The sequence below is a fragment of the Desulfosarcina cetonica JCM 12296 genome (assembly GCF_001311845.1).
Taxonomy (GTDB): domain Bacteria; phylum Desulfobacterota; class Desulfobacteria; order Desulfobacterales; family Desulfosarcinaceae; genus Desulfosarcina; species Desulfosarcina cetonica.
Genome location: NZ_BBCC01000002.1, coordinates 41,093 through 66,824, shown reverse-complemented (window position 1 = coordinate 66,824; position 25,732 = coordinate 41,093). Strand labels below are relative to the sequence as shown.

Annotated in this window: 29 protein-coding genes and 2 pseudogenes; 24 read left to right on the top strand and 7 right to left on the bottom strand. The window is 55.0% G+C overall.

Annotated features, from left to right (window positions below):
- From JCM12296_RS00935 to JCM12296_RS00875, 14 genes are all read left to right on the top strand, one after another.
- Entirely contained in the window at nt 1-1,275 is a 1,275-nt protein-coding gene (locus JCM12296_RS00935; protein WP_054688917.1) for a BPL-N domain-containing protein, read from the top strand.
- 1 nt (nt 1,276) lies between these two features.
- Complete coding sequence (locus tag JCM12296_RS00930; protein ID WP_054688915.1) at nt 1,277-2,026, top strand: respiratory nitrate reductase subunit gamma; 750 nt, start codon at nt 1,277-1,279, stop codon at nt 2,024-2,026.
- A 36-nt stretch (nt 2,027-2,062) separates the two neighbouring features.
- Nucleotides 2,063-2,605, top strand: a complete 543-nt coding sequence (locus JCM12296_RS00925; protein ID WP_054688913.1) for a 4Fe-4S dicluster domain-containing protein — start codon at nt 2,063-2,065, stop codon at nt 2,603-2,605.
- A gap of 31 nt (nt 2,606-2,636) precedes the next feature.
- Nucleotides 2,637-3,473: a (Fe-S)-binding protein gene (locus JCM12296_RS00920; protein WP_172683710.1), complete on the top strand. Its 837-nt coding sequence runs from the start codon at nt 2,637-2,639 to the stop codon at nt 3,471-3,473.
- Nucleotides 3,470-4,183, top strand: coding sequence for a hypothetical protein (locus JCM12296_RS00915; RefSeq protein ID WP_054688908.1), 714 nt, complete (start codon nt 3,470-3,472; stop codon nt 4,181-4,183). The genes JCM12296_RS00920 and JCM12296_RS00915 overlap by 4 nt, the downstream gene beginning before the upstream one ends.
- A 155-nt stretch (nt 4,184-4,338) precedes the next feature.
- Entirely contained in the window at nt 4,339-5,313 is a 975-nt protein-coding gene (locus JCM12296_RS00910) for an ABC transporter substrate-binding protein (protein WP_054688906.1), read from the top strand.
- 1 nt (nt 5,314) lies between these two features.
- Nucleotides 5,315-5,749, top strand: coding sequence for an ABC transporter permease (locus tag JCM12296_RS41125; protein ID WP_218187912.1), 435 nt, complete (start codon nt 5,315-5,317; stop codon nt 5,747-5,749).
- Complete coding sequence (locus JCM12296_RS41120; protein WP_218187911.1) at nt 5,718-6,110, top strand: ABC transporter permease; 393 nt, start codon at nt 5,718-5,720, stop codon at nt 6,108-6,110. Before JCM12296_RS41125 ends, JCM12296_RS41120 begins: the two co-directional genes overlap by 32 nt.
- A complete protein-coding gene (locus tag JCM12296_RS00900) occupies nt 6,082-6,657 on the top strand; it encodes an ABC transporter ATP-binding protein (protein ID WP_218187910.1) in 576 nt (191 codons plus the stop codon). Before JCM12296_RS41120 ends, JCM12296_RS00900 begins: the two co-directional genes overlap by 29 nt.
- Before the next feature lie 254 nt (nt 6,658-6,911).
- Nucleotides 6,912-7,421: a universal stress protein gene (locus tag JCM12296_RS00895; protein ID WP_054688904.1), complete on the top strand. Its 510-nt coding sequence runs from the start codon at nt 6,912-6,914 to the stop codon at nt 7,419-7,421.
- Between the two features lie 2 nt (nt 7,422-7,423).
- Nucleotides 7,424-7,762, top strand: coding sequence for a hypothetical protein (locus tag JCM12296_RS39565; protein WP_054688902.1), 339 nt, complete (start codon nt 7,424-7,426; stop codon nt 7,760-7,762).
- Nucleotides 7,687-8,496, top strand: a complete 810-nt coding sequence (locus JCM12296_RS00885; RefSeq protein ID WP_172683709.1) for an MSMEG_0568 family radical SAM protein — start codon at nt 7,687-7,689, stop codon at nt 8,494-8,496. The genes JCM12296_RS39565 and JCM12296_RS00885 overlap by 76 nt, the downstream gene beginning before the upstream one ends.
- 160 nt (nt 8,497-8,656) lie before the next feature.
- The gene (locus JCM12296_RS00880; protein WP_054688898.1) at nt 8,657-9,217 is read left to right on the top strand and encodes an MSMEG_0567/Sll0786 family nitrogen starvation N-acetyltransferase; all 561 of its coding nucleotides are present in this window, start codon (nt 8,657-8,659) and stop codon (nt 9,215-9,217) included.
- On the top strand, nt 9,201-10,202 hold the full coding sequence (locus JCM12296_RS00875; RefSeq protein WP_054688897.1) for an AIR synthase related protein: 1,002 nt from the start codon (nt 9,201-9,203) through the stop codon (nt 10,200-10,202). The genes JCM12296_RS00880 and JCM12296_RS00875 overlap by 17 nt, the downstream gene beginning before the upstream one ends.
- Nucleotides 10,203-10,249: 47 nt before the next feature.
- Here the strand turns inward: JCM12296_RS00875 and JCM12296_RS39560 are convergent, their stop codons facing one another.
- Nucleotides 10,250-10,585: a hypothetical protein gene (locus JCM12296_RS39560; protein WP_172683708.1), complete on the bottom strand. Its 336-nt coding sequence runs from the start codon at nt 10,583-10,585 to the stop codon at nt 10,250-10,252.
- Nucleotides 10,586-10,798: 213 nt separating this feature from the next.
- On the opposite strand from JCM12296_RS39560, the gene JCM12296_RS39555 reads away from it, so the two are divergent.
- From JCM12296_RS39555 to hemW, 8 genes and pseudogenes are all read left to right on the top strand, one after another.
- Nucleotides 10,799-11,578, top strand: coding sequence for a PAS domain S-box protein (locus tag JCM12296_RS39555; protein WP_172683707.1), 780 nt, complete (start codon nt 10,799-10,801; stop codon nt 11,576-11,578).
- Nucleotides 11,505-12,302, top strand: coding sequence for a two-component system sensor histidine kinase NtrB (locus JCM12296_RS00865; RefSeq protein WP_083455677.1), 798 nt, complete (start codon nt 11,505-11,507; stop codon nt 12,300-12,302). The genes JCM12296_RS39555 and JCM12296_RS00865 overlap by 74 nt, the downstream gene beginning before the upstream one ends.
- Nucleotides 12,303-12,310: 8 nt before the next feature.
- Complete coding sequence (locus JCM12296_RS00860; RefSeq protein WP_054688891.1) at nt 12,311-13,663, top strand: sigma-54-dependent transcriptional regulator; 1,353 nt, start codon at nt 12,311-12,313, stop codon at nt 13,661-13,663.
- 365 nt (nt 13,664-14,028) lie between these two features.
- Nucleotides 14,029-14,277 (top strand): 4Fe-4S dicluster domain-containing protein, encoded by a 249-nt coding sequence (locus JCM12296_RS00855; RefSeq protein WP_054688889.1) that lies wholly within the window; start codon nt 14,029-14,031, stop codon nt 14,275-14,277.
- A pseudogene (locus JCM12296_RS00850) lies at nt 14,274-15,421 on the top strand (2-oxoacid:acceptor oxidoreductase subunit alpha). Before JCM12296_RS00855 ends, JCM12296_RS00850 begins: the two are co-directional and overlap by 4 nt.
- Nucleotide 15,422: 1 nt before the next feature.
- Nucleotides 15,423-16,225, top strand: a pseudogene (locus JCM12296_RS00845) (2-oxoacid:ferredoxin oxidoreductase subunit beta).
- Entirely contained in the window at nt 16,226-16,771 is a 546-nt protein-coding gene (locus JCM12296_RS00840; RefSeq protein ID WP_054688887.1) for a 2-oxoacid:acceptor oxidoreductase family protein, read from the top strand.
- A 32-nt stretch (nt 16,772-16,803) separates the two neighbouring features.
- Nucleotides 16,804-18,006 carry a radical SAM family heme chaperone HemW gene (hemW, locus tag JCM12296_RS00835; RefSeq protein ID WP_054688886.1) on the top strand — a complete coding sequence of 401 codons (1,203 nt, stop codon included), beginning with the start codon at nt 16,804-16,806 and terminating at the stop codon, nt 18,004-18,006.
- Between the two features lie 69 nt (nt 18,007-18,075).
- Here hemW and JCM12296_RS00830 read toward each other — a convergent pair whose 3' ends face one another.
- The 6 genes from JCM12296_RS00830 to JCM12296_RS00805 form a co-directional block, all read right to left on the bottom strand.
- Nucleotides 18,076-19,239 (bottom strand): YjiH family protein, encoded by a 1,164-nt coding sequence (locus JCM12296_RS00830; protein WP_157067272.1) that lies wholly within the window; start codon nt 19,237-19,239, stop codon nt 18,076-18,078.
- A 217-nt stretch (nt 19,240-19,456) separates the two neighbouring features.
- Entirely contained in the window at nt 19,457-19,909 is a 453-nt protein-coding gene (locus tag JCM12296_RS46870) for a TRAP transporter large permease subunit (protein ID WP_054688881.1), read from the bottom strand.
- Nucleotides 19,906-20,748: a TRAP transporter large permease subunit gene (locus JCM12296_RS46865; RefSeq protein WP_054688880.1), complete on the bottom strand. Its 843-nt coding sequence runs from the start codon at nt 20,746-20,748 to the stop codon at nt 19,906-19,908. Before JCM12296_RS46865 ends, JCM12296_RS46870 begins: the two co-directional genes overlap by 4 nt.
- Before the next feature lie 3 nt (nt 20,749-20,751).
- The gene (locus JCM12296_RS00815; protein ID WP_054688878.1) at nt 20,752-21,234 is read right to left on the bottom strand and encodes a TRAP transporter small permease; all 483 of its coding nucleotides are present in this window, start codon (nt 21,232-21,234) and stop codon (nt 20,752-20,754) included.
- Nucleotides 21,235-21,403: 169 nt separating this feature from the next.
- Nucleotides 21,404-22,960, bottom strand: a complete 1,557-nt coding sequence (locus JCM12296_RS00810) for a long-chain-fatty-acid--CoA ligase (RefSeq protein WP_054688875.1) — start codon at nt 22,958-22,960, stop codon at nt 21,404-21,406.
- Between the two features lie 604 nt (nt 22,961-23,564).
- Nucleotides 23,565-24,557 carry a TRAP transporter substrate-binding protein gene (locus JCM12296_RS00805; protein WP_054688874.1) on the bottom strand — a complete coding sequence of 331 codons (993 nt, stop codon included), beginning with the start codon at nt 24,555-24,557 and terminating at the stop codon, nt 23,565-23,567.
- A gap of 414 nt (nt 24,558-24,971) precedes the next feature.
- Between JCM12296_RS00805 and JCM12296_RS35620 the strand changes: the two genes are divergently transcribed.
- The gene (locus tag JCM12296_RS35620) at nt 24,972-25,271 is read left to right on the top strand and encodes a FadR/GntR family transcriptional regulator (protein WP_083455673.1); all 300 of its coding nucleotides are present in this window, start codon (nt 24,972-24,974) and stop codon (nt 25,269-25,271) included.
- On the top strand, nt 25,268-25,702 hold the full coding sequence (locus JCM12296_RS00795) for a FadR/GntR family transcriptional regulator (protein WP_054688870.1): 435 nt from the start codon (nt 25,268-25,270) through the stop codon (nt 25,700-25,702). Before JCM12296_RS35620 ends, JCM12296_RS00795 begins: the two co-directional genes overlap by 4 nt.
- Nucleotides 25,703-25,732: the final 30 nt, after the last annotated feature.

The window sequence follows — 25,732 nt, the reverse complement described above, 5'->3', positions numbered from 1 at the left end:
ATGCAACCACGCGGCACAGAAATATACCGGCAGGTCCGGCAGCGCAATAAAGCCATTCTTCTCGGTGGCGCGGAAAATTCCCTCCAGGGAATATGCTACCCGAAGATCGGTATTTACGCAGGCGGCGGGGCCTCCCACTCCTGGCTGTGGTTCGTGGATCTGTTGGACCGCATGGGCTTTTTCGACGTGTGGATCTTGGAGGAGAGAGAAATCCAGCAAGAGGCCCTCGATACCCTGGACGTGCTGATCATGTCCGGCGGGGACACCTTTGCCGTGGCAGCGGCCCTGGGCCTTCCCGGTGCGCTCAAGATGAGGCGGTTCATCGAAAACGGCGGGCTGTACATGGGCTCCTGCGCGGGGGCGTACCTGCCCATGAACTCCTCCAAAAAGCCGCTCGACGGGTTCAACTTTGTCGACGTCACCGTCACGAACCTGGCCAAACACTTGCCCACCGCCAGGGCGTTTGAGCAAAAATTCTGCACCGCCTATGGCTGCTCCTTCATCTTCCATCCGGTCCGGGGAAACGTTCGCCTGAGAACCCGCAAAAACGGCCTGATCCATCACGACGGCAGGGTCGACGCGCCCTTGTACGGCGGTCCGGGAATGAACACACCCGACGCCAAGGACATCCTGGCCTGGTATGACGGTTACACCCAAGAGACGGTGTTCATGGTGGACCGGCGCATCGCGGACCAGACCCTGCACAACAAGGCCGCCGTTATTCGCAGAAAAATGGGGGACGGCTGCCTCTATCTTTTCGGGCCCCACCTGGAACATCCCCATGTGCCCCAGGCCAACAAGATCGTGGCGGATTGTATTTATCAGGATTGCGCACCGGTCCATAGCAAGCGCCCTGACCCTTCGGCCGAACAAACACTACGGCCAGCAGAGACCCCGGACTTCATACGGAAAATCAAAAGGGAATTGAGCAATGCCCGCATCGTGGCCGTCAGCCTCGAAATGACGTCGGTGACCTGGCGGATCGGCAATAAGGTGTACGAGCCCGGCAAGATCCGGGAGTTCATCCAAAGCATGTGGAAGCGGCTGAACTATTTTGAAAAAAATAAAATGGCCATCATTGCCGCAGACGATGCGCGGGCCATGGTTTCCACACTTGAGAAGATCACCGCGCGCGTAAGGCAGATCAAGGCCGGGGTCAATGCCGACAACGACACGAGCACGGATGCCGCCTGGCTTTTTGGCGCGCTCAACCGGGTGTCACGCATATTTATGAACATGTACTTCGGAACACAAAGCAAACGCATAAGGGGGTAAGATGCATTATCAAACCGGACCGTTTTTTTACACACTGGCCTTCATCGCGATTCTTATCTTCATGTTCGGTGTCGGGTGCCTGGTGCATATCTGGAATCTTGGAAAAAGCAAAAGTCACCAGGAGAAGGCGCCGGCAAAATGGATCGGCAGCCTGATCACGTCCGTTTTCCTGCAAACGCAGATTTATAAGTCAGGCGTGCTTGCCTGGATCATTCATCTATGCATGTTTTATGGATTTTTCTGCCTTTTTCTCCTCACCAGCATCGACGGCGTGCTCACCTGGATAGTCCCCCACGATTCCCCGGTTTTCCACTTTTTTAAAGATGGGACGGGCAGTTTCTTTCTGGCCCTGTGGGGGGATTTCTGGGGCCTGGTGCTGCTGCTCGGCGTGGTGGCGGCCCTTTTCCGGCGCTACGTTCTGAAACCTGCCATCTTTCACACGGTGTGGGAAGACGTGGTGGCGATCTGGTTTTTGTTCGCCGCCACGGTCACGGGATTCATTTGCGAGGCCTTTCGCCTGGTGGTCCATCCAGCGGCCGATGCGCCATACTCCTTTGCCGTATTGTGGCTGGTGCCTTACGTGACCCGTCTGAATCCGACCGAGGCGAGCCTGGGCCTTTTCTTCTATCTCCACGCGCTGCTCTGCCTGGGGTTTATCGCCTACATTCCCTTCAGCAAGTTCAAGCACGTCTTCACGTCTCCCATCACCTTTGCATCCGTTTCCACGGAGCAGCATTATACCCGGTATTAACGCCTGTCTTGGCATTGCTTTCGAGAGGACGCTTCAATGAGTGAAGAGAAAAAGGAAACCCAAAAAATCGATTTCAGCAACCTCAGCCGTTTGCAACTGATGGAGGCGGACGCCTGCACCCGGTGCGGCGAATGCGTCAAGTGGTGCCCCGTGTACGTTTTCGATAAAAAAGAGGATATCACGCCCAGGGGCAAGCTCAGGAAGCTGAGAAAAATCATCAACGCCCAAAACAGCCTCTTGTTGAAGATTTTCAAACCCGGCTCCTTTCTGGCCAAGCTTTTTTGTCCGCAACCCGTGTCCGATGCGTACATTCGCAATTTTGCCAGGGACCTGTATGAATGCAGCACCTGTCGCCAATGCCATTTCGTATGTCCGTCCAACATCGATACGGTGGAGCTTTACGAGGCGATCCGAAGATCCATCATCAACGCCGGCTACGGTCCCCTGGATACCCAGTTGGGCCTGGTCACGAGCACCAAGTCCTATGACAACCCCTGGCAGCAACCCCGCAGCCACCGCGCCAAATGGACCAGAACTGCAAAAAAGCCGGGCGGATCGACGAGATCCCGATCATGCTGAAACCCCAAATGAATAAATGAGGGTCAAGACCATGCTTCAACATCAAGACAATACCGGCGGCACGCCGGCGGCAAAGAAAACGTTAACATCCAACAAGCAAAGCAAGACGCTCGAAGCGCCCGGGGCGGTCGACATTCTCTACTTTGTGGGCTGCACCGCCTCCTATGACATCAACGTCAAGGAAGTCGGCATCAATACCATCAATATCTTCAACGCCCTGGGTCTGAAGTTCGGCATCCTGGGAAAAATTGAAAAATGCTGCGGCAGCGTTCTCTTGAGAATCGGCGACCATGAATTCGAGCGCCTGGCCGCAGACAACATCAAGATGTTCAATTCATTGAACGTGAAGATGCTCGTCACCTCCTGCGCCGGTTGTTTCAAGACCATCAAGGAAGATTACGTGAGGGTCGGAAAACTCAACATGGAGGTGTTGCATACGGTGGAACTGATGAGCCGTTTGATCGATGAGAAAAAGCTGATCCTGAAAAACGCGGTGCCGGCTACGGCGACCTATCACGATCCCTGTCATCTGGGTCGCCACAGCAACGTCTACGACGCACCCCGAAAGGTCCTGGAGGCCATCCCCGGCCTGGAATTTCGTGAAATGGACCGCATCCGGGAGTTCTCCCGCTGTTGCGGTGCGGGCGGCGGGTTGAAGGCCGGCTTCTCCGACATCCAGAACCTGATGGCCCAAAAACGGGTGGAAGACGCCCAGGAAAAAGGGGCCGAGCGCCTGGTCTCCTGCTGTCCCTTTTGCTACCAGGGGCTTCAGATCGGGATCAACGCGATTCAATCGCCGGTTAAAATGACGGATATTACCGAGCTGATTGCGCTGTCCATGGGGCTAAATATAGGCGGGACACCATGAATTACCAGAAATACACCTATTGGGCGACAAAGGCAGAAGTCAATACCCTCATCAAGGCGCTCGAGGAAAAGAACATCAAGACGGCAAATGCGCAAAAGGCGGTTTGTCTCCCGCTTTCCAAACACGTGGAGGTCGGATACGTGGCGCCCGATGCCTGGCAGCGCTATGACCTGTGCCGACGGCAGCTTTCCTGGTACGGCGCCTCCGAGCATGCCGGGAAGTATCTGGTCATCAGCGCGCGGCACCTGGGTGAGTATGGCCTGACGCCGAACACGATCATCACCCAGAGCGCGTTTCGGCCCAAAACCCTGCCCAAACCCCGACGGCTCGACCGATCCAGCCTGGACCACAAACCGCGCTACCACCAACGCAAGCCCGCGGCGTGGGAGGCGGTGGATGACGAGCCAAATGAAGCGCAGGACCGATGGCTCAAGATCATGGGCATTATGGGTACCACCTACAAGGACCTTTTCACCGTGCACTGTCTGAACCACGCCAACTTCATCGAGCCGGAGTATTTTATCACTGAAAACGATGCCATTGTGCCTTACTCCATTGCCAAGACCAACTACATCTGTTCCGCTTGCCTGGAGTTTTTCAACATCATCGGGGCCGAGTTCAGTCGCAAATACGTGGTTCCCTGCCCGGGCGCGGTGCTGTTCGCCGGAATGGCGGTCAACCGGTATTACGAAGTCGTCACCTGTCATTGATGACGGATTCGTAAAGCGCCCGATATCGGCGTTTAAGCGTATCCGTCGTCACTGCGGCGTACGCCAAGTACGCCTCATTCCTTACGGATTCGCAAGCTTGATCTCGGGCGCTTTACGAATCCGTCGAATCGGCAAACCAGGAGGGAGTCACTGTCATGAAGAAAAGGAGTCTGATCGCAATCATCGTGTTTTTCGTCTGGGCCGGCTTCTGTTTTCCTGGGCTGGCGGCGCAACCTATCCGCATCGGCTATTTGCAGGGCGATCTGCACCAGTTGGCCTGCTGGACGGCATTGGAAAAGGGGTACTTCAACGACCAGGGGCTGGACGTTCGCGTCGGCGGGATCTTCAAGGCCGGGCCGGAGGAGATGATCGCCTTTGCCGCCGGGGATCTGGACGTGGGGTACGTGGGCGAGGCGCCGGCCACCACGGCGGTCGCCAACAACAAGACAGCCGTCAGGGTGTTGGCCCAGGTCAACACCGAAGGGTCGGCGATTGTCGTTAACCGCCTTCTTGACGCCAATAACCTCGCGGATATGCGGGGAAAGACCATCGCGATACCCGGCCATTCCACGGTGCAGGACTTTCTGCTGCAAAAGGAGCGGACAAAATACAATCTCACCGAAACGGACCTGAAAACGATCGTTGTCAAACCGCCGGAGATGATCGGCGCGCTCAGAACCGGGCAGATCGACGGCTTTATTGTGTGGGAGTCCTTTGTCTCCAAGGCGGTCACCCTCAAGGCCGGTAAAATCCTGGCCAGCTCCCACGATATCTGGCCGGATCATCCGTGTTGCGTGCTGGCGGCCCATCGCCGCTTTTTGGAAAAATGCCCCGAGGATGCGGTCAAAATCGTCCGGGCGCACGTCAGGGCAACCCATTTCATCGGGCAACACCCGGAGCAGGCCATCGATATTGGGGTGAAGTACTCGGGGATGGACCGGGAAACCGTGGCCCTGGCGATGAAAAACATTACCTACACGGTTGTTCCGAGTATTGACGGAGAAATCGAATATGTCGCGTTTTTAAACAAGATCGGATACATCCGGGTGCCCGATGCCAAGGCCTTTGTCAAGGACTTCATCGATACGACAATCCTTGCGGATGTGCTGACAGAGGAGAAAACCGACTGACATGGTTTACCTTATTCCCCTGATTGGCATTCTCGTAGTATGGCAGGGACTCTCCGTTTGGGGGGGGCTGCCGGTCTACAAGCTGCCGCCGCCCATTGACATCGCAAAGGGGCTGCGGGATCTGGCGGTGATCGGCATGCCGCCCGGCCGCCTGCTGCACAACCATGTGGCCTGGAGCTTGTGTCGCGTGTTCACGGGATTTGTTGCCGCAGTCGTTCTGGCCGTCCCCCTGGGCCTGGTATTGGGCTGGTCCCGGCGGTTGCAAAAAATGGTCTGGCCCTTGCTCGAAATCCTGAGGCCCATTCCCCCCCTGGCCTGGATTCCCATTTCGATCCTGTGGTTCGGCATCGGCCTCAAATCCGCGGCGTTCATCATCTTTTTAGGGATTTTTTTTTCCCAGCCTCATGAACACGATTTCAGGAGTTCGCGCCATTGACCCGATCTATATCGAGGCGGCACAAACCCTAAACGCCGGGGAAAAGGATATTTTTCTCAAGGTGCTGATTCCCGGGGCCTTGCCCCTGATTTTGGTCGGCATCCGCATCGGCATCGGCATCGGCTGGATGACCCTGGTGGCCGCGGAGTTTGCGGGCATCAAGTCCGGATACGGCCTGGGATACATGATCATGACGGCCCGGGACATTCAACGGCCGGATGAGATTATCGCGGGAATGCTGGTGATCGGTTTCATGGGGCTGGTCATCGACAGCGGTTTTCACCGCATCGAAAAAAACTCATGCAGTGGCAACCGGTGGACAGGTAAGCGAAATGAGTCTTTCTCTGGTCGGCTTGAGTAAAACCTATACAGGCGATAGCGGTGCTGACCGCACCGAGGTGTTGCAACATATCGATTGCCACATCGAGGACGGCCAATTCGTTTCCATTATCGGCAAAAGCGGTTGTGGCAAGACAACCCTTTTGCGGATCATTGCGGGCCTTGAAAAGGCGTCGGACGGCCAGGTGTTGTTGAACGGGGAGAACCTGATTGACCGCAAGGGAAAAATCGGGCTGGTGTTTCAGGAGTACGCGCTCTTTTCCTGGCGTACGGCCCGTAAAAATATCGAATTCCCGCTGGAAATCCGGGGCGTCGACAAGGCCGAACGCAAACGCACCGCCATGGCCTATCTGGAGAAGTTCGGTTTAAAGGGGGCTGAAAACAAGTACCCCGGCGCGTTGTCCGGCGGCATGCGCCAGCGGGTCGCCATTGCGCGAACCCTGATCGGCGAACCGGCGGTCGTCCTGATGGACGAACCTTTGGTTCCCTGGACAGCCAAACCCGAAACCACCTGCAGGAATTCTTGCTCAAGATATGGCTCGAAAGAAAGGAAATCATCGTCTTCGTGACCCATAACGTGGATGAAGCCGTGTTTTTGAGCGACAGAATTATCGCGCTTTCCAAACGGCCGTCGTCCATTGCACGGATCTTTGACGTGCCGTGTCCCAGACCCAGGGATCGGACGAGTCCGGCGTGTAATCGGATCAGAAAAGAAGTACTTCGCTTTTTGGCCAAAGCGCCGGGATAGCCACATGCAAAACACAACCCATGTCCATCCGGATGGCTTTCAAGGATGGACGCGCAACAAACGGAGGAACCGCGTATGCCAAGCAAGATTCTTGTATGTCTGGACGATCTGGAGCATTCGAAAAAACTCGCGACTTATGTGGGCAAAGCCATGAACCCCAACGCGGGCATGCAGTTGACCCTGTTCCATTGCATCCGGTCAAGCGACCTGGATATCGGTGCCGAGGAGATCGAACTGTCAAGCGAAGACAAGATCAATATCGATAAAATCCTTGACGACCATTTCAAGGCCAAGGGGATGAAGGAGGAAGATATTTTCAGCTGCCAGGACGTGTTCACCTCCGCCAGGGAGATATTGAAGGAAAACGGTTTTTCCGGCAGCAGCATCAAGGAGAAAATCGTCGTCCGGGATCTGGACGTGGCCGCCTGCATTTTGCGAGAGGCTTACAACCATCAGTACGGTTCCATCGTGATCGCAAAACGCAGACAGGTCAAGCTCCCGATCACAAAGCTGGGGGCAGTGGCCGAAAACGTGATTACCAACGCCATCGGCAAAACCATCATCCTCGTATCGATTGCGATGTGACCATGCACAACGGACAGATCATCAACGCGTTGCAATGCCTGGGCGCGCGCCTGAACCCCGGCAACGACAACCGCAAAGGCGGCGCCGGGCCGGCCGAAGGAACTTGCATCTTGATCGGGGGGGTTGCCGTGAACGTGCCCTGCAGCGCCGCCTATGTCAACCGTTCGCCCTACGCCATCCGGGAGCGGGGCGGCCGGCCAACCCTTTTCAAAAACGGAAAGGCGGTCACGGCCGTCAGCCCTGTGCCGGCGGCGGGATTTTACGATTGCCGCACGAGCGACGACATCCGGATGAAAAAATCGCCCTGCTGCACGGCAAGGACTGCCTGGCAAGCACGGTGATTCAAAAATGCGTCTATTGGAACAGCAAGAACCGATGCAAATTTTGCGGGATTGAGCTGTCCTTGCAGGCGGGCGCCACCCTGGCTCTCAAAACGCCCCGCCAGCTTGCCGAAACCGCAAAGAAAGCCCGGGAAACCAACAAGATCAAGCATCTTGTGCTGACCAACGGTGCGGTGAATCCGTCCCGGCGCGGCATTGCGTACATCGCCGATTGCGTGAGGCAGATCAAGAAACAGGTGAACATTCCCGTTCACGTGCAGATAGAGCCGCCCGAGGACGCTGCGGAACTAGAAGAGTTCAAAGACGCGGGGCTTGATACCATCGGGCTGCACATTGAAAGCTTTGACATGGATATTCTTGCCAGGATCGCGCCCGCCAAGGCGGCCTTTGGCCTGAAACGGTATGAAAGCGCATGGAGAAAGGCCGTGCAACTGTTCGGCCCCAACCAGGTGAGCACTTTTCTGATCGCGGGCCTGGGGGAGCGCATGGAATCCATCGTTGATGCGGCAAGGTTTCTGGGGCAGGCGGGGGTGTATCCTTTTCTGGTTCCCTTCCGGCCGATCCCCGGAACCGCAATGGCGGACAAAACGCCGCCCGATCCGGATGCGATGCTTTTCCTCTATGAAAAGGTGAGTGACATCAATCAACAAAATGGCATGTCTTCCCGCCAAAGCCGGGCGGGATGCGTGCGTTGCGGCGCCTGTTCGGCGCTGGCGGAGTTTGAAAAATGGTAAGCGTTCACAGGGTACCGCATCTGCTTTGTTACCGGGCACTTGAAGTATGACAAATACGTCTGCGTGCCCGAAGCCTCGCATCTACGGCACCCTGTAAACGCTTACCGTGCGATGCTTTACAAACCATTGGCCACTTCAACCCAATGAATGGATACGAAAAATGAGCAAGATCACCATCAGACCGGCAGGTTCGGATGACGAAATCAGGAAGGTTTTTGAAATTCGCAGGGAAGTCTTTGTCGTGGAACAAAACCTATTCGCCGATACGGACCGGGACGGCGACGATTTCAGGTCCCTGTACCTGATTGCACTCATGAACGGAGAAATCACCGGTGTCGTGCGCGTCTTTCCCACCAGCGATCATGCGTGGGTCGGCGGCAGGCTCGCGGTGAGAAAAAAATATCGGGGAACCCGGGTTGGCTACCTTTTGGTCAAGGGCGCCATGCGCCTGGTGAAGGAAAAAAAGTGCAGCAGCTTCACGGCCATGATTCAGGAGGAGAACATCAACTTCTTCAAGCGGATCGGGTGGCGGCCGTTTGGCGAGATATTGATCTATCACGGTAAACGACACATCTGGATGGAGGCGGACCTGTCAACCGGTGAGGCCACGAACAAAACCCAGGCACGGGTGCGGCGGCCCGATCCGTCCCTGACCGGTCCCTTGCCGCTTCCCGGTTTGCAACCCATGAGAAACGGAAACCACCATGCACAAAGAACATGATCCGGAAAAGATCAAAACGATCCTGAAACAATACCCCGGCATCACCCGTAAGGCCCCGATTCAGGATGTATTCGAGCAGCTCCTGCTCGATGCAACCGGAATCCAGTTGCCCAACTTCGGGGACGATTCCGCCGTGATTCCCTTTTCCGACGGGTTTTTGCTGTTGGCCGCGGACGGCATGATGGCGACCCTGTTGGAGAACGAGCCATACGCCGCCGCCAAGGCATCCATCATGGTCTGCGCCAATGACATCTATTCCATGGGAGGCCGCCCCATGGCCATGGTGAACGTTCTGGCCTGCCGGGATGAAGCCATGCGCAGGGAAATGATCAGAGGCCTGAAAAACGGCTGCGAAAAGCTCCGCGTACCCATGGTCGGCGGGCATCTGCATCCCGACAGCCCCACGCCGGCGTTGTCCGTGGCCACCTTGGGATTCGCCAAGAAGGTCATGCGCAGCCATACCGCCAAGGCCGGACAGCAAATCATCGCGGCCATCGACTTGGATGGCCGGGCCGGATGCAAAAGCGTCATGAGTTGGGACGCCAATTCCGGCAAGCGCCCGGATCAGATCCAAAAACGAATGGCGGTCTTGCCTGAAATCGCCGAGCAGGGTCTCGCGGAGACCTGCAAGGACATCAGTAACGGCGGGCTGATCGGCACCATGGCGATCATGATGGAAAACTCGGGCACGGGAGCGGAGATCGATCTTCAGAAAATACCCGTACCGGACGGCATCGATTTCGAAAAATGGATCGTCTGCTTTCAGAGCTACGGGTTTGTTCTGTCCGCCGATGAAAAGGCGGCGCCTGCCCTGATCGATACGTTTATGCGGGTGAACGTGGACGCCCGCGTTATCGGGAGGGTGACGGATACCAACCAGGTGGTCTTGACAAACGGCCTGAAAAAGGCCCTCTTGTTTGATTTCAGCCAGGAAAAGATCACCGGGATCAGTGTGAAGGGCATGCAAAAAAAATCTCAGGTTTGATCAAAGCGGGATGAGGTGATAATTATCGTTCAGGTAGTTCTAAAAAATTATGATATAAATATTATTAGCATGACTAAATGCCGTTTGCGGGTAACCGTCGGCGTACCTCGTTCCAGGTCCATACGATGATGGTAAAACAGCATGCAGCCTATTTTGTGGATGATGCCTATATTGCCGAATACTGGTGCAGCGAAATCAGGAAATTCAATAAAACCGTTGAGATCAGGAAATTTGGGGATATCGAACAGTATTTCAACCAGATCATCATGTCCTATACTAGGGCCAATTACATTGACGTGGCGTTTCAGTATTTCAAATTGCACAGCCTGCTCAATGAACTTGACCCAAAGGACAAGGTGATCGATATCGTCATCAACACGCACGTATCCAGCGTTAAGGTCGTCTTCACCCCGCTGAACATGCTGCCGATGTGCGAGAGCATTGATGACCGTGAAATCGCGAGGTACTATCTGGAGGGCCGGGATTTACGGTCATCACCAAGGAACATCATTCAAAAGATCAGTGAACAGGCGTATTTACTCTCAAGGTTGAGATCGGTCTACATCAACAAGCGGCATCTGAATCTAAAGGAATTTTTGGAGGAAATCCTGATCAACGTCCTTGGACAATTCAATGGGATCCACCACAAATTCATTTTATACGGAAACAAGGAGCAAACGGAAGTATACAAAAAGGAAAATGACGATTCGGCCCTTCAGGGCATCCAGCCTGACAAGGCCTTTTTAAGCCGAAATCAAATTAAGATTTTTGCCGTCGATGAAGTGCCGGATAAAGCGGCAAGAGCCAAACTGAAGTCCCTGCGGGCCAAGAACCAGGTGATCTTGCCGATTCAATCCAAATACGCAAGCGGGTACATCAGCTTCTTCACAAGATTGCCCACCATTTCCACAAGCGATAAAGAAACACTCGCTTTAATTTTGTATCATCTCGCCCTGGCAATCGATAACACCTATTATTTCAATCGGCTGACCAATAATGAGGGCAGCCTGCATTCCATCTTCGAGGATTCCGACGACGGTATCATCATCGTTGGGCCCGACCGAAAGGTGATGGACATCAACGATGCCGCCCAGCAGTTTACCGGTTGGGATAAGGGAAGAGCGATCGGCGAATCCTGCAAGAAGCTCTATAAAAGCTGTCTTCCCAACGGCCAGTGCCTGTGCGATTCCAGCCGGTGTCCCATGTTCGATCCCCTTTTGAAGCAAAAAAATATTTTTACCGAGAATCATCACCCTGACGAGAAACGGCAAACAAAAAATCGTTCAGAGCAAATATTCCTTCGTGAAAGCGGGGGAGAGCGATATCGTCTACGGTGTCGCTGTCGTGCGGGATATCACCAAAAAGGTGCAGTTTGAGCAAAAGCTCCAGAGTTTTGAGCGGTTATCCGCATTGGGCAAATTTGCCGCGGAATTGACCCATGAAATTAGAAACCCGATTACGGGGATCAGTTCCAACGCGCAGTTTTTGTTTGAAGAGAAAAGTATCAGCAAAGAGTACCGCATGATTGCCAAGGAGATCATGCGCGGTGCCTCCATGGTGGAGGAAACCGTACAGAAGATGCTTCATATTGCGAATCCCGGGAATCCCGTGTTTGGTGAAGAAGACATCAATATGATCGTCCAAAGCGCCCTGCAACTTTTGAAAAACAAGCTGAAAAGATCGGGCATTCAACTTAGACTCAGTCTGGCCAAACATCTGCCCCCCGTATACATCGACGGCAACCTGATCAATCAGGTGTTGCTGAACATGTTCATCAACAGCATGGAGAGCATGAAGAACGGCGGCATGCTTTCGGTGAGTACCCGGGTGACAAAAATGAAGGAAACCAAAGACAAGGACCACGCGTGTGTAAAAATCCGCATCAAAGACACCGGATGCGGAATAGCGCCTGAAAATATGGGGCAGATTTTTGATCCCTTTTTCACGACAAAAGAAACCGGATCAGGGCTGGGGCTCTATTCTTCCTATCGGATCCTCAGGGATCATGACGCATCCCTGGTGGTTGACAGCACGGAGGATGAAGGCACACAAATATGCATCACCTTCAAAACAAAATCCAATAATCAGAATTCAACATGAAACACAGCGTGTTAATCATCGACGACGATCAGTTTATCCTAAGCTCCCTGAAACGGCTTATCGAAAAAAATGGATATGAGGCCACGATCAGCAATTGCGGCAAGGATGCCCTCAATAAAATCAAGAAGCACCATTATGATATCGCTTTTTTGGATTACCGACTGCCCGATATGAGCGGGCTGGAGATAATGAAAACGATTTTGGAGATAACGCCTGAGATCGTCATTATCTTTTTCAGCGCCTTTGGTACGATCAAGACGGTTGTTAACGCCGTCAAGATGGGCGCTTTCGATTACCTTCAAAAGCCTTATAAAAATGATGAGATCCTTTTAAGTCTGATGCGGGCCAATGAACACATCAAGCTTACCCGGGAAGTCAGCCATCTGAAACTCCGCAACCAGGCGACCAACCCGCCGTGCAGCAATATCATCGCCGAAAGTGAGGAAATCCGCCGTGTTCTCGACATGGCCAAAAATGTCTCCAAAAGTCCCGATACACCTGTTTTGATTCAAGGGGAAACCGGCACCGGCAAAGAGGTGATCGCCCACACGATCCACTACAACAGCCCTAGGCGTGACGGACCGTTTCTAAAAATCAACTGCGCGGCCATTCCAAAAGACCTCATCGAGTCCGAGCTGTTCGGCCATGAAAAAGGCGCGTTTACCGGCGCGGATCAAAAAAAGCTCGGCTTTTTCGAGTTGGCCAATGGCGGCACCCTGCTGCTTGACGAAATCGGTGAAATCAACATGCAGGCCCAAGTCAAGCTGATGCGCGTGCTGGAAAACAAAACCTACTTCAAAGTCGGCGGCACGACCCAGGAAATCAGCGACGCCCGGGTGGTCGCCTCCACCAACCGGGACCTCTCCGAGGAAGTCAAGAAAGGAAATTTTCGCGAAGATCTGTTTTTCCGTCTGAACGTCATCACGATTCGCGTCCCGTCAATGAAAATGCGAAGGCGCGACATTATCCCCCTCGTGAAGTATTTCATGGAGATCTTCAGCACGAAATTCAATAAAAAGGTAAATCGGATTTCCCAGGCGGCCCTGGATGTTTTGATCAATCGCGAGTGGCGCGGAAACGTCCGGGAAATCAAGAATATCATGGAACGGGTCGTTCTTTTGGCGGATAAGACGACGATTACCCCTGAAATGCTCATGCTTGATGATTATAATACAAACTCCGAAACCGTTTTTACCATCAATTTGTCCGATGACGGTATTTCCATGGATGAAATCACCAAGGGAGTAATTGAAAAAGCGCTTAAAATTACCAAGGGAAACCAGCTTCGGGCCGCAAAAATGCTGGGGCTGTCCAGGGGGCGGTTGCGTTATGGAATTTCAAAGTACAATATCGCCTTATGAGGTGGGCGGCCCTGTAAAAGGGTCGCCGCCGACGTCCATGGGAAAAAGTGTATGGACAACCCGGCTTTTGATTGACAAGTGCCGGATCAGCTTCTATGACGGGCTCTATTTATAGGGACGGCCGCCGGCTGTAGCCGGAATCAAAATTGATGCACTCGTAAAAAGTCGCATTTCCGACGGATTCGTAAAAAGCCCGAGATCAAGGCTTGCGAATCCTGAGGAATGAGGCGTACTTAGCGTACTCCGCAATGACGAAGGATGAAGCGTAACGCCGATATCGGGTTTTTTACGAATCCGTCAAAATTAGAGGCTGCGGAAAAACGGGAACCCCCTTTTATCCGTGCCTCCAACGTTAGAGACACGACATGCCAAAGAAAAAAATGAAAGCCCACCGCATCAATCGCGATTGGTGCAAGGGCTGCGGGATTTGCGTGGCCTTCTGTCCGAAAAAGGTGCTGGAACTGGACGCCCAGGAGAAGGCGGTGGCGGTGCGCCTTGAAGACTGCATTGCCTGCCGGTTGTGCGAGCTGCGCTGTCCGGACCTGGCCATCGAGGTGGAGGTGGAAGCGGGGACGACGGACGAGGGACGCAAGGCGAAGGACGAAGACCAATGAGCAGACAGATCAAATTCATCCAAGGCAACGAGGCCTGCGTGGAAGGGGCGCTTTACGCGGGGCTGGAGTTTTTCGCCGGCTATCCGATCACGCCATCCACGGAGATCGCCGAGCATTTGTCGGCGCGGCTACCCCAGCGGGGGGGCAAGTTCATCCAGATGGAAGACGAGATCGCCAGCATGTGCGCCATCATCGGGGCGTCCCTGACCGGCAAGAAGGTCCTCACGGCCACCTCGGGTCCGGGGTTCTCCTTGAAGCAGGAGGCCCTGGGGTATGCGGTGATGGCCGAGATTCCCTGCGTGATCGTCAACGTTCAGCGCGGCGGTCCCTCCACGGGGGTGCCGACCCATGTGAGCCAGGGAGACGTGATGCAGGCCCGCTGGGGCACTCACGGGGATCACAGCATCGTGGCCCTGACGGCCTCGAATCACCAAGACGTGTTTGCCATGACCGTGGAGGCCTTCAACATCGCCGAAACCTACCGCACGCCGGTGGTGCTGCTTTTCGACGAAGTGGTGGGCCACATGCGTGAGCGCCTGGAGATTCCCGAGGCGGGGGAAATCCCGTTGGTGGAGCGGCTGCGCACGGCGGTGCGCGAGGGGGTGGACTACCATCCCTATCTGCCCGCGAGGACGGCCGGCTGCCCATGAGCGATTTCGGCGGGGTGCACCGCTACAACGTTACCGGGCTGGTGCACGATATGTGGGGGTTCCCCTCGGACAATCCCCAGATCGTGCACGGTCTGCTGCGCCATTTGGTGGATAAAATCGAGAACAACGCCAACGAAATGGCGCGCTACAAGACCTTCCAGCTGGAAGACGCCGAAACGGTGTTGGTGAGCTACGGTTCGTCGGCACGATCGTCCCTGCACGTGGTGGAGGGGCTGCGTTCCCGGGGCCACAAGATCGGCCTGTTGGAGCTGCAGACCCTGTGGCCGTTTCCGGCCGACGTGGTGCGCCAGTATTGCAACACGGCCCACTACACGGTGGTGGTGGAGATGAACATGGGCCAGGTCTGCCAGATGGTCAAGCACGCGCTGCGCCATCCGGAGCGGGTGTTTCTGGCCAATCGTATCGACGGGGCGTTTATCACCCCCACGGACATCAAGAGCATACTGCGCCTGATCAAGGGCAAGGGGGTGTAGCATGGCCGTCAAGGACTATATCCGCCAGCGGTTTTTTCCGCACATGTGGTGCCCCGGCTGCGGTCACGGGATCGTGCTCAACGGGATGATCCGGGCGGTGGAGCAGCTGGGCATCAGTCGCAACGAGATCGTGATGGTCTCGGGGATCGGCTGCTCGTCGCGGATTTCGGGGTATATGGATTTTCATACCCTGCACACGATCCATGGTCGGGCGCTGGCCTTTGCCACGGGCGTCAAGCTGAGCAAACCGGAGCTGAACGTGGTCGTGCCCATGGGTGACGGGGACGCGCTCTCCATCGGGGGCAACCACTTCATCACGCGGCCCGGCGCAACATCGATATCACGGCGATCGTGATGAACAACCGCATCTACGGCATGACCGGCGGGCAGTACTCGCCCCTGACCGGTCCGGGGATGATGGCCACCACGGCGCCCTATACGAACATCGACCAGGGGTTCGACATCGTGGAACTGGCCAAGTCGGCCGGGGCGACCTTCGTGGCCCGCACGACGACCTACCACGTGCAGCAGATGGCCGAGCTGATCCGCGAGGCGATTCTGCACGAGGGGTTCTCCGTGGTGGAGATCATGAGCCAGTGCCCGACTTACTTCGGCCGCAAGAACAAACAGGGCGGGGCCGTGGAGATGATGGCGCGCATGAAGGAGATGACCACGCCCATCGGCTCCAAAGCCAAACAGGAGAATCCCGCGTTGATCGAGCGGGGAATTTTCGTGCAGGTGGACAAGCCCGAATACTGCAGCGAATACGACCGGATCATCGAAAAGGCCATGGGAGGAGAGTAGATGGAACGATGCAGGATGGTATTTTCGGGCTCTGGCGGTCAGGGCGTGATCACGGCGGCGATCATTCTCTCCGAGGCGGCAGTGCTGTACGAGGGGCTGGAGGCGGTGCAGACCCAGGCTTACGGCGCGGCAGCCAGAGGGGGAGCGACACGCTCGGATGTGATCATCGCCGACACGCCGATCAACTTTCCCAAGGTGATCCAGCCCAACGTGCTGGTGTGCCTGACCCAGGAGGCCTACAACACGTTCTACGCCATTATCCGGCCCGGCGGGCTGTTGGTCACCGATCCGCGTTTCGTATCGCTGCAGGTGAAGGTGGACGCGATCCAGCGGGAGCTGCCCATGTACCAGACGGTGATGGAGAAGATCGGCAAGCCGATCGTGTTCAACATCTGCATGCTGGGGGCGGTGGTCGGGCTGACCGACCTGGTACGGCCCGAGGCGATCATGAAGGTTTTGGAGACCCGCATTCCCAGGGGGTTTCTGGAGATGAACCGCCAGGCCTTGGATCTGGGGCTGGAATTGGGGCAAAATGCATCCAAATGACCCGGCGGGCGGGTCGGCGACACCCAGGGTCCATGCCAAATGAACGCCCAAATCCGGCGCCCGCCATCCCTGGCATTGAAGCCGCGGCCGCCGGGATTTACATCCATGTGCCGTTCTGCCAGGCCAAATGTCCCTATTGCGATTTCTACTCTGTTACCGATCCGCGGCGGATTCCCGCTTATATAGATGCCCTTTTAAGCGAAATCGCGCATCGCCACGGCGCGATGGCTTCCGCCGATACGGTCTATTTCGGCGGGGGCACCCCATCGCTTCTCTCACCCGGGCAGATCGAGCGGGTGCTGGATACTCTCCGTGAGCGTTTCATCATTGCCGCCGACGCCGAAATTACCCTGGAGGTCAACCCCGGCACGGTCGATTCAGAATCGCTGCACGGCTACCGCCGGGTTGGCGTCAATCGTCTCAACATCGGACTGCAATCCATCAACGATTCCAGCTTGCGCTTTTTGGGCCGCATCCACACCGCCGTCCAGGCCCGGACGACCTTCCACGGGGCGCGGGCGGCCGGTTTCGACAATATCGGTCTGGACCTGATCTACGGGTTGCCGGGCCAGGCCTGGCCTGCCTGGCGGACGGAGTTGGAAGCGGTTGTCGCTTTAGGCGCCGAGCACCTTTCCTGCTACACCCTCACCTTGGAAGCGCACACACCGCTCATGCAAAAGGTGAATCAAGGCCTGGTCAGCGCACCGGATGAGGCCCAGGTTGGCGACCTGTTTGTCTTGACCATCGACTGGCTCAACGCACATGGTTACCCTCAGTACGAAATCTCCAATTTTGCCCGCCGTTCACCCGGCAACCGGATCGACCGGCGTTCGCGCCACAATCGGAAATACTGGAATTTTGCGCCTTACCTGGGCTTCGGACCGGCCGCTCACAGCTATCGGGACAACCGGCGCTGGTGGAACCATCGCGACCTGTCCGCCTACCTGGCCGATCTGCGTGCCGGTCATTTGCCGGTGGCGGAGACGGAAATCCTGACCCGTGAGCAGCAGCTCATCGAGGCGATCTATCTTGGCCTGCGCCAGACCGATGGCATCGACACGGTTTGTTTCCGGCAGCGGTTCGGTTTCGATTTCTTTGATCATTTCGGGAACACACTGGTCTTCTTGCGGGAGCGGGGATGGGTCCGGACCGAACAGGGTCGTGTTCGGCTGACCGGCCAGGGGATGCGGTGGTTGGAGCAGGTCGCCGGTTTTTTTATTCAGGCGCTTGGATAAGGGCGCCGGTAAAATCATTCCGGGGGCACCCACGCGGTGCCCCCGGATTCTTTTTCTTGTGCCTTGGTCTTAAAAGTAGAGCAGTGCAAATATTCCTGCGATGAGGATGGTGAGGATGATTCTTTCGAACCAGATGACAATCATTTCAAGCAGGGAGACGCGAATGCTGGTTGACATGATGCAGGGGATAAATCCGCTCAGGAAAATGATTGCCGATACCGGCACCACCGCCATCACATATCTCGTGGCCATCGCCATTTCTCCCCCTTGTGCGGCCACGATCATCGGCAAGGTGACGTCCAGAAAGGAAATCGCGCAGGCTTGGGAGGCGACCAGGATATCTGCTGCGGGAATCTGGATCAGCATTAAAAGGGGGTGGAACATGTAGGCGAAGTATTGAATCAACGGTGTGTATTGATTGATCAGAATACCGGCGACAGCAAAGAAGTTAACCCCTGTGGCAAACGCCGCGACAATCAGCAGTGTCTCTTTTAAAATGATTGTTTCACGAGAGATCAAGGACTTCTGGTTCTGGGCCACCGTCACGCCTTCATGATAGGCGTTTTTAAACAGATCGGCCTTGAATTCCTTTTCCAGGTTCGGTGTACAGCCTTCCATGCATTCATCGGGTTTTGCCGATGTGGGCCAGATTCTGGCCTGGACGATGGTGACCAAGATCGTGATCAGAAAAGCCGTCCAGAAGTAGAAATTCCAGTGCTCCCCCAGTCCGAATGAAGAAGACAACAGCATTAGAAATCCCACCGAAACCGTGCAAAACCCAGTGCCGATCAATACCGATTCGCGGAGTGTCAACCGGCCGTTTCTTTGCAGCATGTCGACGGCGATGTGGCCGATGGAGAAGTTGCCCAAAAAGGCCGATACGGCGATGACGGCGGAAATCCCGGGGGCTTTGAAAACAGGCCGCATGATCGGACGGGCCAGCACACCGAAGAAATCGATCAAGCCGTAGTCCAGCAAAAACGGCAGAAATAGCGCCGCGATGACAACGGTAATCGTAATGGGAATCAAAATTTTGAATAATACCGTGGGGCCAACGCCATCGGCCAACAAAAAGCCGGGACCAACGTTGAAAACAACCATCGTCAATAGAACGAATCCGACCATTTTTGCCGTGGACATGAAGATGTTCGCGCCATTTCTAAAGAAGCGTGCTCTTCTGATGTATAAATCCAGAATGCTGATGATGGCATTGATGAAGATGATATATTTCATTACGGGCGCAAGACCGACGCGAACCCATCCAACGACATGGTTGACCAGGAATGTGTCTTTTCCACTGAGCTCAAACGTAACGAAAAATGAAAATATTCCGATAAAACTCATGGCGAAGAACCGGGCCGCGCCCCGCGTTTTAGTCTCGCCAACTAAAATAGCTTCCAACATGAATCGATCCTCTTTGCTGAATGAAATGGTCTGCTATCGATACCGGCTACCGGGGTCCCAAAATCAGATCGGGGAGGAACGTGGTCAGCCAGGGGACAAAGGCCAATACGAAAAGGGCCACGATGTAAATGAGTAGTGCCGGGGTGATCGCCCGGGTGATCTGGACGAAACTGACCCGGGTGACCGCCTGGGCCGTGTAAAGCAGCAGGCCCAGGGGCGGGGTGATATAGCCGATACCGAGCCCGACACTGAAAAGCAGGCAGTAGTGAATCGGGTCGATGCCCATGTGCCGGGCGATCGGCATCATGATCGGCACCAGGATCATGATTGCGCCAATCTGGTCCATGAACGTGCCCACGATCAGGAGCACGATGCAGGTGAAGACCAGGAACAACGATGGGTTGGGGATGTGAATCATGGCCAGTTCAAGCAGTTTCTGGGGGATTTGCTGCAGGATGATATATTCGGAGATGACGCCGGCGCCGGATACGGTGATCACCAGGCACCGCTGACCACGCCCGTGGAGATCAACAGTTCCTTGAGATCGACAAGGTTGACCGCCCGGTAGATGGCCATCTCCACAATCAGGACCAGCACGCAGGCAACCACCGACGCCTCGGTGACGGTGAAGGCGCCCGAATAGATGCCGCCGAAGAGCACGGCGATGATCAGGACGGCGAAAAAGGCGTTTTTGCCGGCAATGAGAAGGCCCTTGAAGTCGAAGCGTTCAAGCGCTTCCCGGCCCAGGCCCTTGCGGTGGGATTCCCACCAGGCGTAAAGGGAAAGCATCAGCATGATCAGGCCCCCGGGCAGGTAACCGGCGGCAAAGAGACGGACCACGGACTCCCCGGCGGTGAGCGCGCAGATGATCATGATGATGCTGGGCGGAATGATGATGCCCAGGATGGAAGCGGCGGTGACCAAGCCCACGGAAAAGGCTTTGGGATACTTGTACTTGTCCATGTGGGGGAAGATGACGCCGCCGATGGTGACCACGGTGGAGATGGCCGAACCGCTGATGGCGCCGAAAACACCCGAGGAGATGACCGAGGTGATGCCCAGCCCACCGGGCAGCCAGGAAACGAACTTCCAGGCGAACTCGACCAGACGGGTTGCCGACTGTCCGCGAACCATGACCGATCCCATGAAGATGAAGAATGGAATGCAGATCAGTGAGAAGTTGTCGATTTTTTGCAGCACGGTTTGGGCCACGAAGATGAACTCCATGTCAGTGAAGATCAACAGTCCCAAAACGCCGGTAAAGTAAAGACAGATGTAGATCGGAATCCGCAGCAGGAGTAACCCGAACAGGATGGCGAGCATAATGATCGATTCCATGGCCTAACGTCCTTTCTTCCCGCGTTCAAAGATCAGCTGGCGCAGACATTCGATAGACCGGATGCCCAAGAGGATTCCGAAAAAGGGCAGCATGCCGGCGACGATGCTGGTCGGGATCTGCAGGATGGGGGTGACGGTTTCCATTTCAATTTCGATCTGCATGAATTTGATACCGGTGTAGACGAAGGTGATTGCCGCCGCCAGACGGACCAGGTTGAGAAACAGGTCCAGGATGAAGCGAAGGCTGGGAAAGGCCATGTAAACGGCATCGACTTTAAGTTCCAGGTCGTTCTGGATGGAGGCGCTGGCCCCCAGAAAGGTCATGAACATGAACAGGTAGGTGGTCAGTTCGTCGGGCCAGGTGAGGGGCCGTTGGAAGACATAGCGGGTGGTGATGCTGATGGTCAGGGCCACCAGGCAGACGGCAAAACTGACCAGAATGCCCCAACGTTCCAGGCGATCGATGACGGCGATGACGGCCTTCATAAAATCTTCCCTTTCAAGGTGCCCCGCCCGGGACCAGACGTCTGACGGGCGGGGTTTTGGGCTTAAAACGTTTTATTTACTCACCGCTGCGGTGAGGGCCTCGATCGTTATCCAGTTTTCATCCAGCCACGCCTTGCCGATGGTCAATCGGATGAGGGACGAATGCCGATCAAACCATGCGATCCCGGTCTTTCCAAAACTCATCGCGTAATACGCGTTTGAGTATCTTGCCGGTGGGGCTTTTGGGAAGATCGGCCATGAACTCGATCGTTTTGGGTTTTTTGTAGCTGGCCATATTTTCCTTGCAGTAAGCGATCAAGTCTTCCGCGGTGGCTGTTTCTTCGGGCTTGAGCGCCACGATGGCTTTCACGGCCTCCCCCCAGTGGTCGTCGGGAACGCCGATCACCGTCGCCTCCAGCACGGCCGGATGGCTGTAAAGAACTTCTTCGACTTCACGCGGGTAGATATTTTTCCCGCCGCTGATGATCATGTCGTTTTTGCGGTCGACGATATAGATGAACCCGTCCTCATCCCGGCGGGCATAGTCGCCGGTATGCAGCCAGCCCCCCTTCATCAATTTTTCCGTCTCTTCCGGAAGCTGCCAATAGCCGATGGTCAACGGCTCTCCGCGAACGGTCAATTCTCCGACCTGCCCGGCAGGAACCGGTTGGTCGAATTCATCGACGATCTGGGCTTCGAAAAGGGCTGCCGGGCGTCCACACGAGGCCAGACGCTCAACACCGATATCACTGTCATCCAGATGATCGGCAGGCCGCAAGACGGTCGTCATGGGACCGGTTTCGGTTTGACCGAAAAATTGCATGAATCCGCAATCCATTCGCTTCAGCGCCTGCTTGAGCAGGTTGACCGGCATGGGCGAGGCAGCATAAAGCGCCAGACGCAGGGCGCTTAAATCGTGTTGCTCGATGTGATCGCCCTGAAGCAGCGTATTGACCATGGTGGGAACAAACTGGCAGATGGTGATGCGATGCCGGGATAAAAGCGATAGCACATCCTGAGGATCGAAGTTGCCCTCGCGGCGCAGGACGATCGTGTTGCCTCTGAGAAGATGACATAGGCGGTCTTCAAGGGTGACATGGTAGAACGGAAAGAGAAGCAGAACGCGGTCGTCCGGCTGCAGGCTCATTTCGATGGCCCCGGAGAGCGCATTGAGATAGTTGTGACGATGGGTCCGCATGGCGCCTTTGGGTTTGCCGGTGGTGCCGGAGGTGAGAAAAATACTCATCAGGTCGTTGTCGTCGATGGCAACATCGGGTTCGGCATCGCTTTGTCCCTCGAAGAGGGCCTCGTATTGATGATGATTGGGCAGCGATGCCTGGCCGATGCAAATCGATTCTTCCAGGGAACCGATGTCTTCCTTGAGCGTGTCCACTTTCTTGCTGAACTCTTCGGCAAAGAAGATAAATCGCGGTGCGATGTATGATAAATCACGCTGCAGTTCGTTCATTCGCAGCAAGTTGTTGATCGGCACCATGACCCCGCCGATTTTGCAGAGCGCCATATAGATCTCGAAATACTCGATGCAATTATGGACCAGAACGGCAGCGCGATCGCCGCGTTTGAGATCCATTTTGAGCATTGCATGGGCCAACTGATTCACCCGCTGATTGAGTTGTGCGTAAGTGAGGGACTTTTCATCCAAGATCAACGCGGGTTTGTTTGGCACTTTCGCGGCTGATAACCGTAACACATCCTTCATGGCCATGGCGTTACTCCTTAGCGGTAATATAATAAATTAATAATTAATATGTAAATAAAAAATGTATAAAAAATAAATGAATCCAATTTTTATGTGTGCCAAACACAGATCCCTGTATTCCGTCCGGCAATGGTGCCCGCTGCTGGTAAGGTGTATACTAATTTTCAATAATATTGTTTTGTTATGGAGTGTTGGCGGCCAATCGGTCCCGTATCGCGGACAGACTGTCGTTTGCACGGTTTGCCGGTGCGCTGCCTTTCGTTTCATTGTGGAAACGATTTTTTAGCTGGTCAAACATTATATGGTCGGATGTTTGATGTCAACAGAAATATTGAATACAATTTATCTAATTAAATTAACAACGAAATAATTTTTGAATACACTTGTTGTGGGGTGTGTTCCGGCGCCGACATTCGGAATCGCCGGGGGGAAAGCATTTTCGGCTTTGATTTTGAGGCGGGACGTGGCCGTTTGGGCTACTTTTCAACGATAAAGCCGTTGGGGACGGACACGATTCAACCGTTGTCGTTTGCGGGTGAACGTGTGGGGATCAGTGACGGGGGTGCCCGCAGCCCTGCTGCAGGCACCCCTTTTTTCGATGGTAGCTGTGCTATTTCACCGTTGCGGTGAGCGCCTTGATTTTATCCATCCAATCCTTGCCGATTTCGCCTTCAAACTGGTTCCAGACGGCCATTTCGGCGGTCTTGAATTTCTCCATCTCCTCGGGAGCCAGATCGGAGACGGTTACGCCTTTTTCCCTCAGGGCCGGATCGGCTTCGATGGTCAGCTGCTTGCTGGCATCACGGGCCTTGATCATGTTTTCAGCGATGATCGCGTGCAGGGCATCGCGGGTTTCCGGTTCAAGCTTGTTCCACCACTTGTCGTTGACCAGGAAGAAGAACAGGCCCACCATGTGACGGGTGTGGGTGAAGTATTTACAGACATCGGCCAAGCGCATGCGGGCGACGTTCTCGGTCTGGTCGGTGCCGTCGATCACGCCTTGTTTGAGGCCGGGGAAGACGTCCGCCCAGGCCATGGGCAGGGGGTTCATGCCCAGGGCGTTCCAGAAGGCCAGGGGGTAGCGTGCCTGGGTGGTGCGCATTTTCATGGTTTTGAGTTCCTCGAGGCTCTTGAACGGCTTGGTGCTGGCGATGCCGTAGCGGCCGAAGTAGCAAAGATCCAGAACCAGCAAACCCTTATCCTGAAGACTGGTGAAGAGCTCGTTGCGTAGCGCCTCATTGGCTAAAAGGGCTTCCCATTTTTCGTAGGAGTCCATGCAATAGGCCAAGGTGCCGATGCCGAACTTGGGGTTCAACTCGGGGGCGTAGTTGCCGGTGAGGTAAGCGCCTTGCAAAACCCCCATGCGCACTTTTTTGATGATTTCGATGGCGCTACCCATCTGACCGGAGTGGAAGAACTTGGCCTTGACCTTGTCGGGGATTTTCTCGCTGATATCCTTTTCAATCCAAAGTCCTGATTCCGGTCCGGGCTCGATGGGGTTGATGAAGTGGGCAAACTTGAATTCCACCGGGCCGGCGTGAACCGGTGCGATTCCCAGGCAAAACGCCAATACGGTCACGACAACCATCAATCTGAACTTCATGTAGAACTCCTTTCGTTATGGCCCGGGCGTGTCCCAAGACAAGCCGCCGGTCCGGTTGCTGAGATGAAAAATCGTGGTGACGATCGAAACCAACGTCAGACTTTACGGTCACACCTTTACTTCCGGGAATGCGTAGAGAACCCCCGCAACTTTGACGGAATAGACATTTGTTGCCGATGGTATGCTGAGTTCACCCTTGACTTGGTCGATCATTATATGGTCTAACATTTGATGTCAACAATAAAATATGAATAAAATTTATCGAATTTTATCATTTCAACAAATGATGATGTTAAAAGAATAACAATAATTTCTCATACATGGTATATCCATCCATCGATTGGACATTCGAATTGCCGGCTTTGCCGAAGGGGGCTTTCAGCTCCGGCGACAATTCCAAAAGTAGGAGTATCCATGGGCTATTTCACTCCCATCAAAACGTCTAGAGCGTCCGAAGACGTTTTCTTACAACTCAAAGCGGCTATTTTATCGGGAAAATTCAAGCCCGGCAGCAAGCTGCCGTCCGAGCGCGAGCTGACCGCCGAATTCCAGGTTAGCCGAGGGGTCATCCGTGAGGCCATTCGCATGCTTGAACTCAGCGGTTTTCTCGCCATCCGCCAAGGTCATGGGGGCGGTGCGTATGTCACCGACCTGACCCTCAGTCATGTGGCAACGCCTTTCTCGATCTCTTCCAGACCAACACGCTGTCCATGACCGAGGTCTCCCAGGTACGCCTTTTTATCGAACCCGAGGTGGCGCGGCTGGCGGCACTCAACTTCAACGCCACGCATCTCAAGCGTCTCGACGAGGCCGAAGCCAATGAACATGTCGCCTTCAAGTCGGCCCCTGACCAGATCGCTCGTCTGACCAACGTACACAAGGTGCTGGCCCATATTTGCGGCAATCTCTTTTTCGAGGCCATCGTGCGTTCGATGCTCAAGATTACGGCGGAAATTGTCATGACTGTTGTCCCGGACCTCGACATTCTGCATGGTCCCGGGGAGCATCATGCCGTTATCGAGGCTGTCAAGAGTGGCGATGCGTCACGCGCGGCGACTGAGATGGCCTTGCATTTAAAAACGTTTTCCATCGAGATTGTCGAATTGGAAAAGGTCTATCGGCGCCATATGATGCAGGCGGGTTAGGCACGGGGCGACTTTGCCGGCTCGCTGATT

Excerpts from the sequence above, each read along its gene's own strand:
- JCM12296_RS00935 (WP_054688917.1), top strand. The coding sequence starts at position 1 with ATGCAACCACGCGGCACAGAAATATACCGGCAGGTCCGGCAGCGCAAT.
- JCM12296_RS00930 (WP_054688915.1), top strand. The coding sequence starts at position 1,277 with ATGCATTATCAAACCGGACCGTTTTTTTACACACTGGCCTTCATCGCG.
- JCM12296_RS00925 (WP_054688913.1), top strand. The coding sequence starts at position 2,063 with ATGAGTGAAGAGAAAAAGGAAACCCAAAAAATCGATTTCAGCAACCTC.
- JCM12296_RS00920 (WP_172683710.1), top strand. The coding sequence starts at position 2,637 with ATGCTTCAACATCAAGACAATACCGGCGGCACGCCGGCGGCAAAGAAA.
- JCM12296_RS00915 (WP_054688908.1), top strand. The coding sequence starts at position 3,470 with ATGAATTACCAGAAATACACCTATTGGGCGACAAAGGCAGAAGTCAAT.
- JCM12296_RS00910 (WP_054688906.1), top strand. The coding sequence starts at position 4,339 with ATGAAGAAAAGGAGTCTGATCGCAATCATCGTGTTTTTCGTCTGGGCC.
- JCM12296_RS41125 (WP_218187912.1), top strand. The coding sequence starts at position 5,315 with ATGGTTTACCTTATTCCCCTGATTGGCATTCTCGTAGTATGGCAGGGA.
- JCM12296_RS41120 (WP_218187911.1), top strand. The coding sequence starts at position 5,718 with ATGAACACGATTTCAGGAGTTCGCGCCATTGACCCGATCTATATCGAG.
- JCM12296_RS00900 (WP_218187910.1), top strand. The coding sequence starts at position 6,082 with ATGAGTCTTTCTCTGGTCGGCTTGAGTAAAACCTATACAGGCGATAGC.
- JCM12296_RS00895 (WP_054688904.1), top strand. The coding sequence starts at position 6,912 with ATGCCAAGCAAGATTCTTGTATGTCTGGACGATCTGGAGCATTCGAAA.
- JCM12296_RS39565 (WP_054688902.1), top strand. The coding sequence starts at position 7,424 with ATGCACAACGGACAGATCATCAACGCGTTGCAATGCCTGGGCGCGCGC.
- JCM12296_RS00880 (WP_054688898.1), top strand. The coding sequence starts at position 8,657 with ATGAGCAAGATCACCATCAGACCGGCAGGTTCGGATGACGAAATCAGG.
- JCM12296_RS00875 (WP_054688897.1), top strand. The coding sequence starts at position 9,201 with ATGCACAAAGAACATGATCCGGAAAAGATCAAAACGATCCTGAAACAA.
- JCM12296_RS00855 (WP_054688889.1), top strand. The coding sequence starts at position 14,029 with ATGCCAAAGAAAAAAATGAAAGCCCACCGCATCAATCGCGATTGGTGC.
- JCM12296_RS00840 (WP_054688887.1), top strand. The coding sequence starts at position 16,226 with ATGGAACGATGCAGGATGGTATTTTCGGGCTCTGGCGGTCAGGGCGTG.
- hemW (WP_054688886.1), top strand. The coding sequence starts at position 16,804 with ATGCCAAATGAACGCCCAAATCCGGCGCCCGCCATCCCTGGCATTGAA.
- JCM12296_RS00830 (WP_157067272.1), bottom strand. The coding sequence starts at position 19,239 with ATGAAATATATCATCTTCATCAATGCCATCATCAGCATTCTGGATTTA.
- JCM12296_RS46865 (WP_054688880.1), bottom strand. The coding sequence starts at position 20,748 with ATGGAATCGATCATTATGCTCGCCATCCTGTTCGGGTTACTCCTGCTG.
- JCM12296_RS00815 (WP_054688878.1), bottom strand. The coding sequence starts at position 21,234 with ATGAAGGCCGTCATCGCCGTCATCGATCGCCTGGAACGTTGGGGCATT.
- JCM12296_RS00810 (WP_054688875.1), bottom strand. The coding sequence starts at position 22,960 with ATGGCCATGAAGGATGTGTTACGGTTATCAGCCGCGAAAGTGCCAAAC.
- JCM12296_RS00805 (WP_054688874.1), bottom strand. The coding sequence starts at position 24,557 with ATGAAGTTCAGATTGATGGTTGTCGTGACCGTATTGGCGTTTTGCCTG.
- JCM12296_RS35620 (WP_083455673.1), top strand. The coding sequence starts at position 24,972 with ATGGGCTATTTCACTCCCATCAAAACGTCTAGAGCGTCCGAAGACGTT.
- JCM12296_RS00795 (WP_054688870.1), top strand. The coding sequence starts at position 25,268 with ATGACCGAGGTCTCCCAGGTACGCCTTTTTATCGAACCCGAGGTGGCG.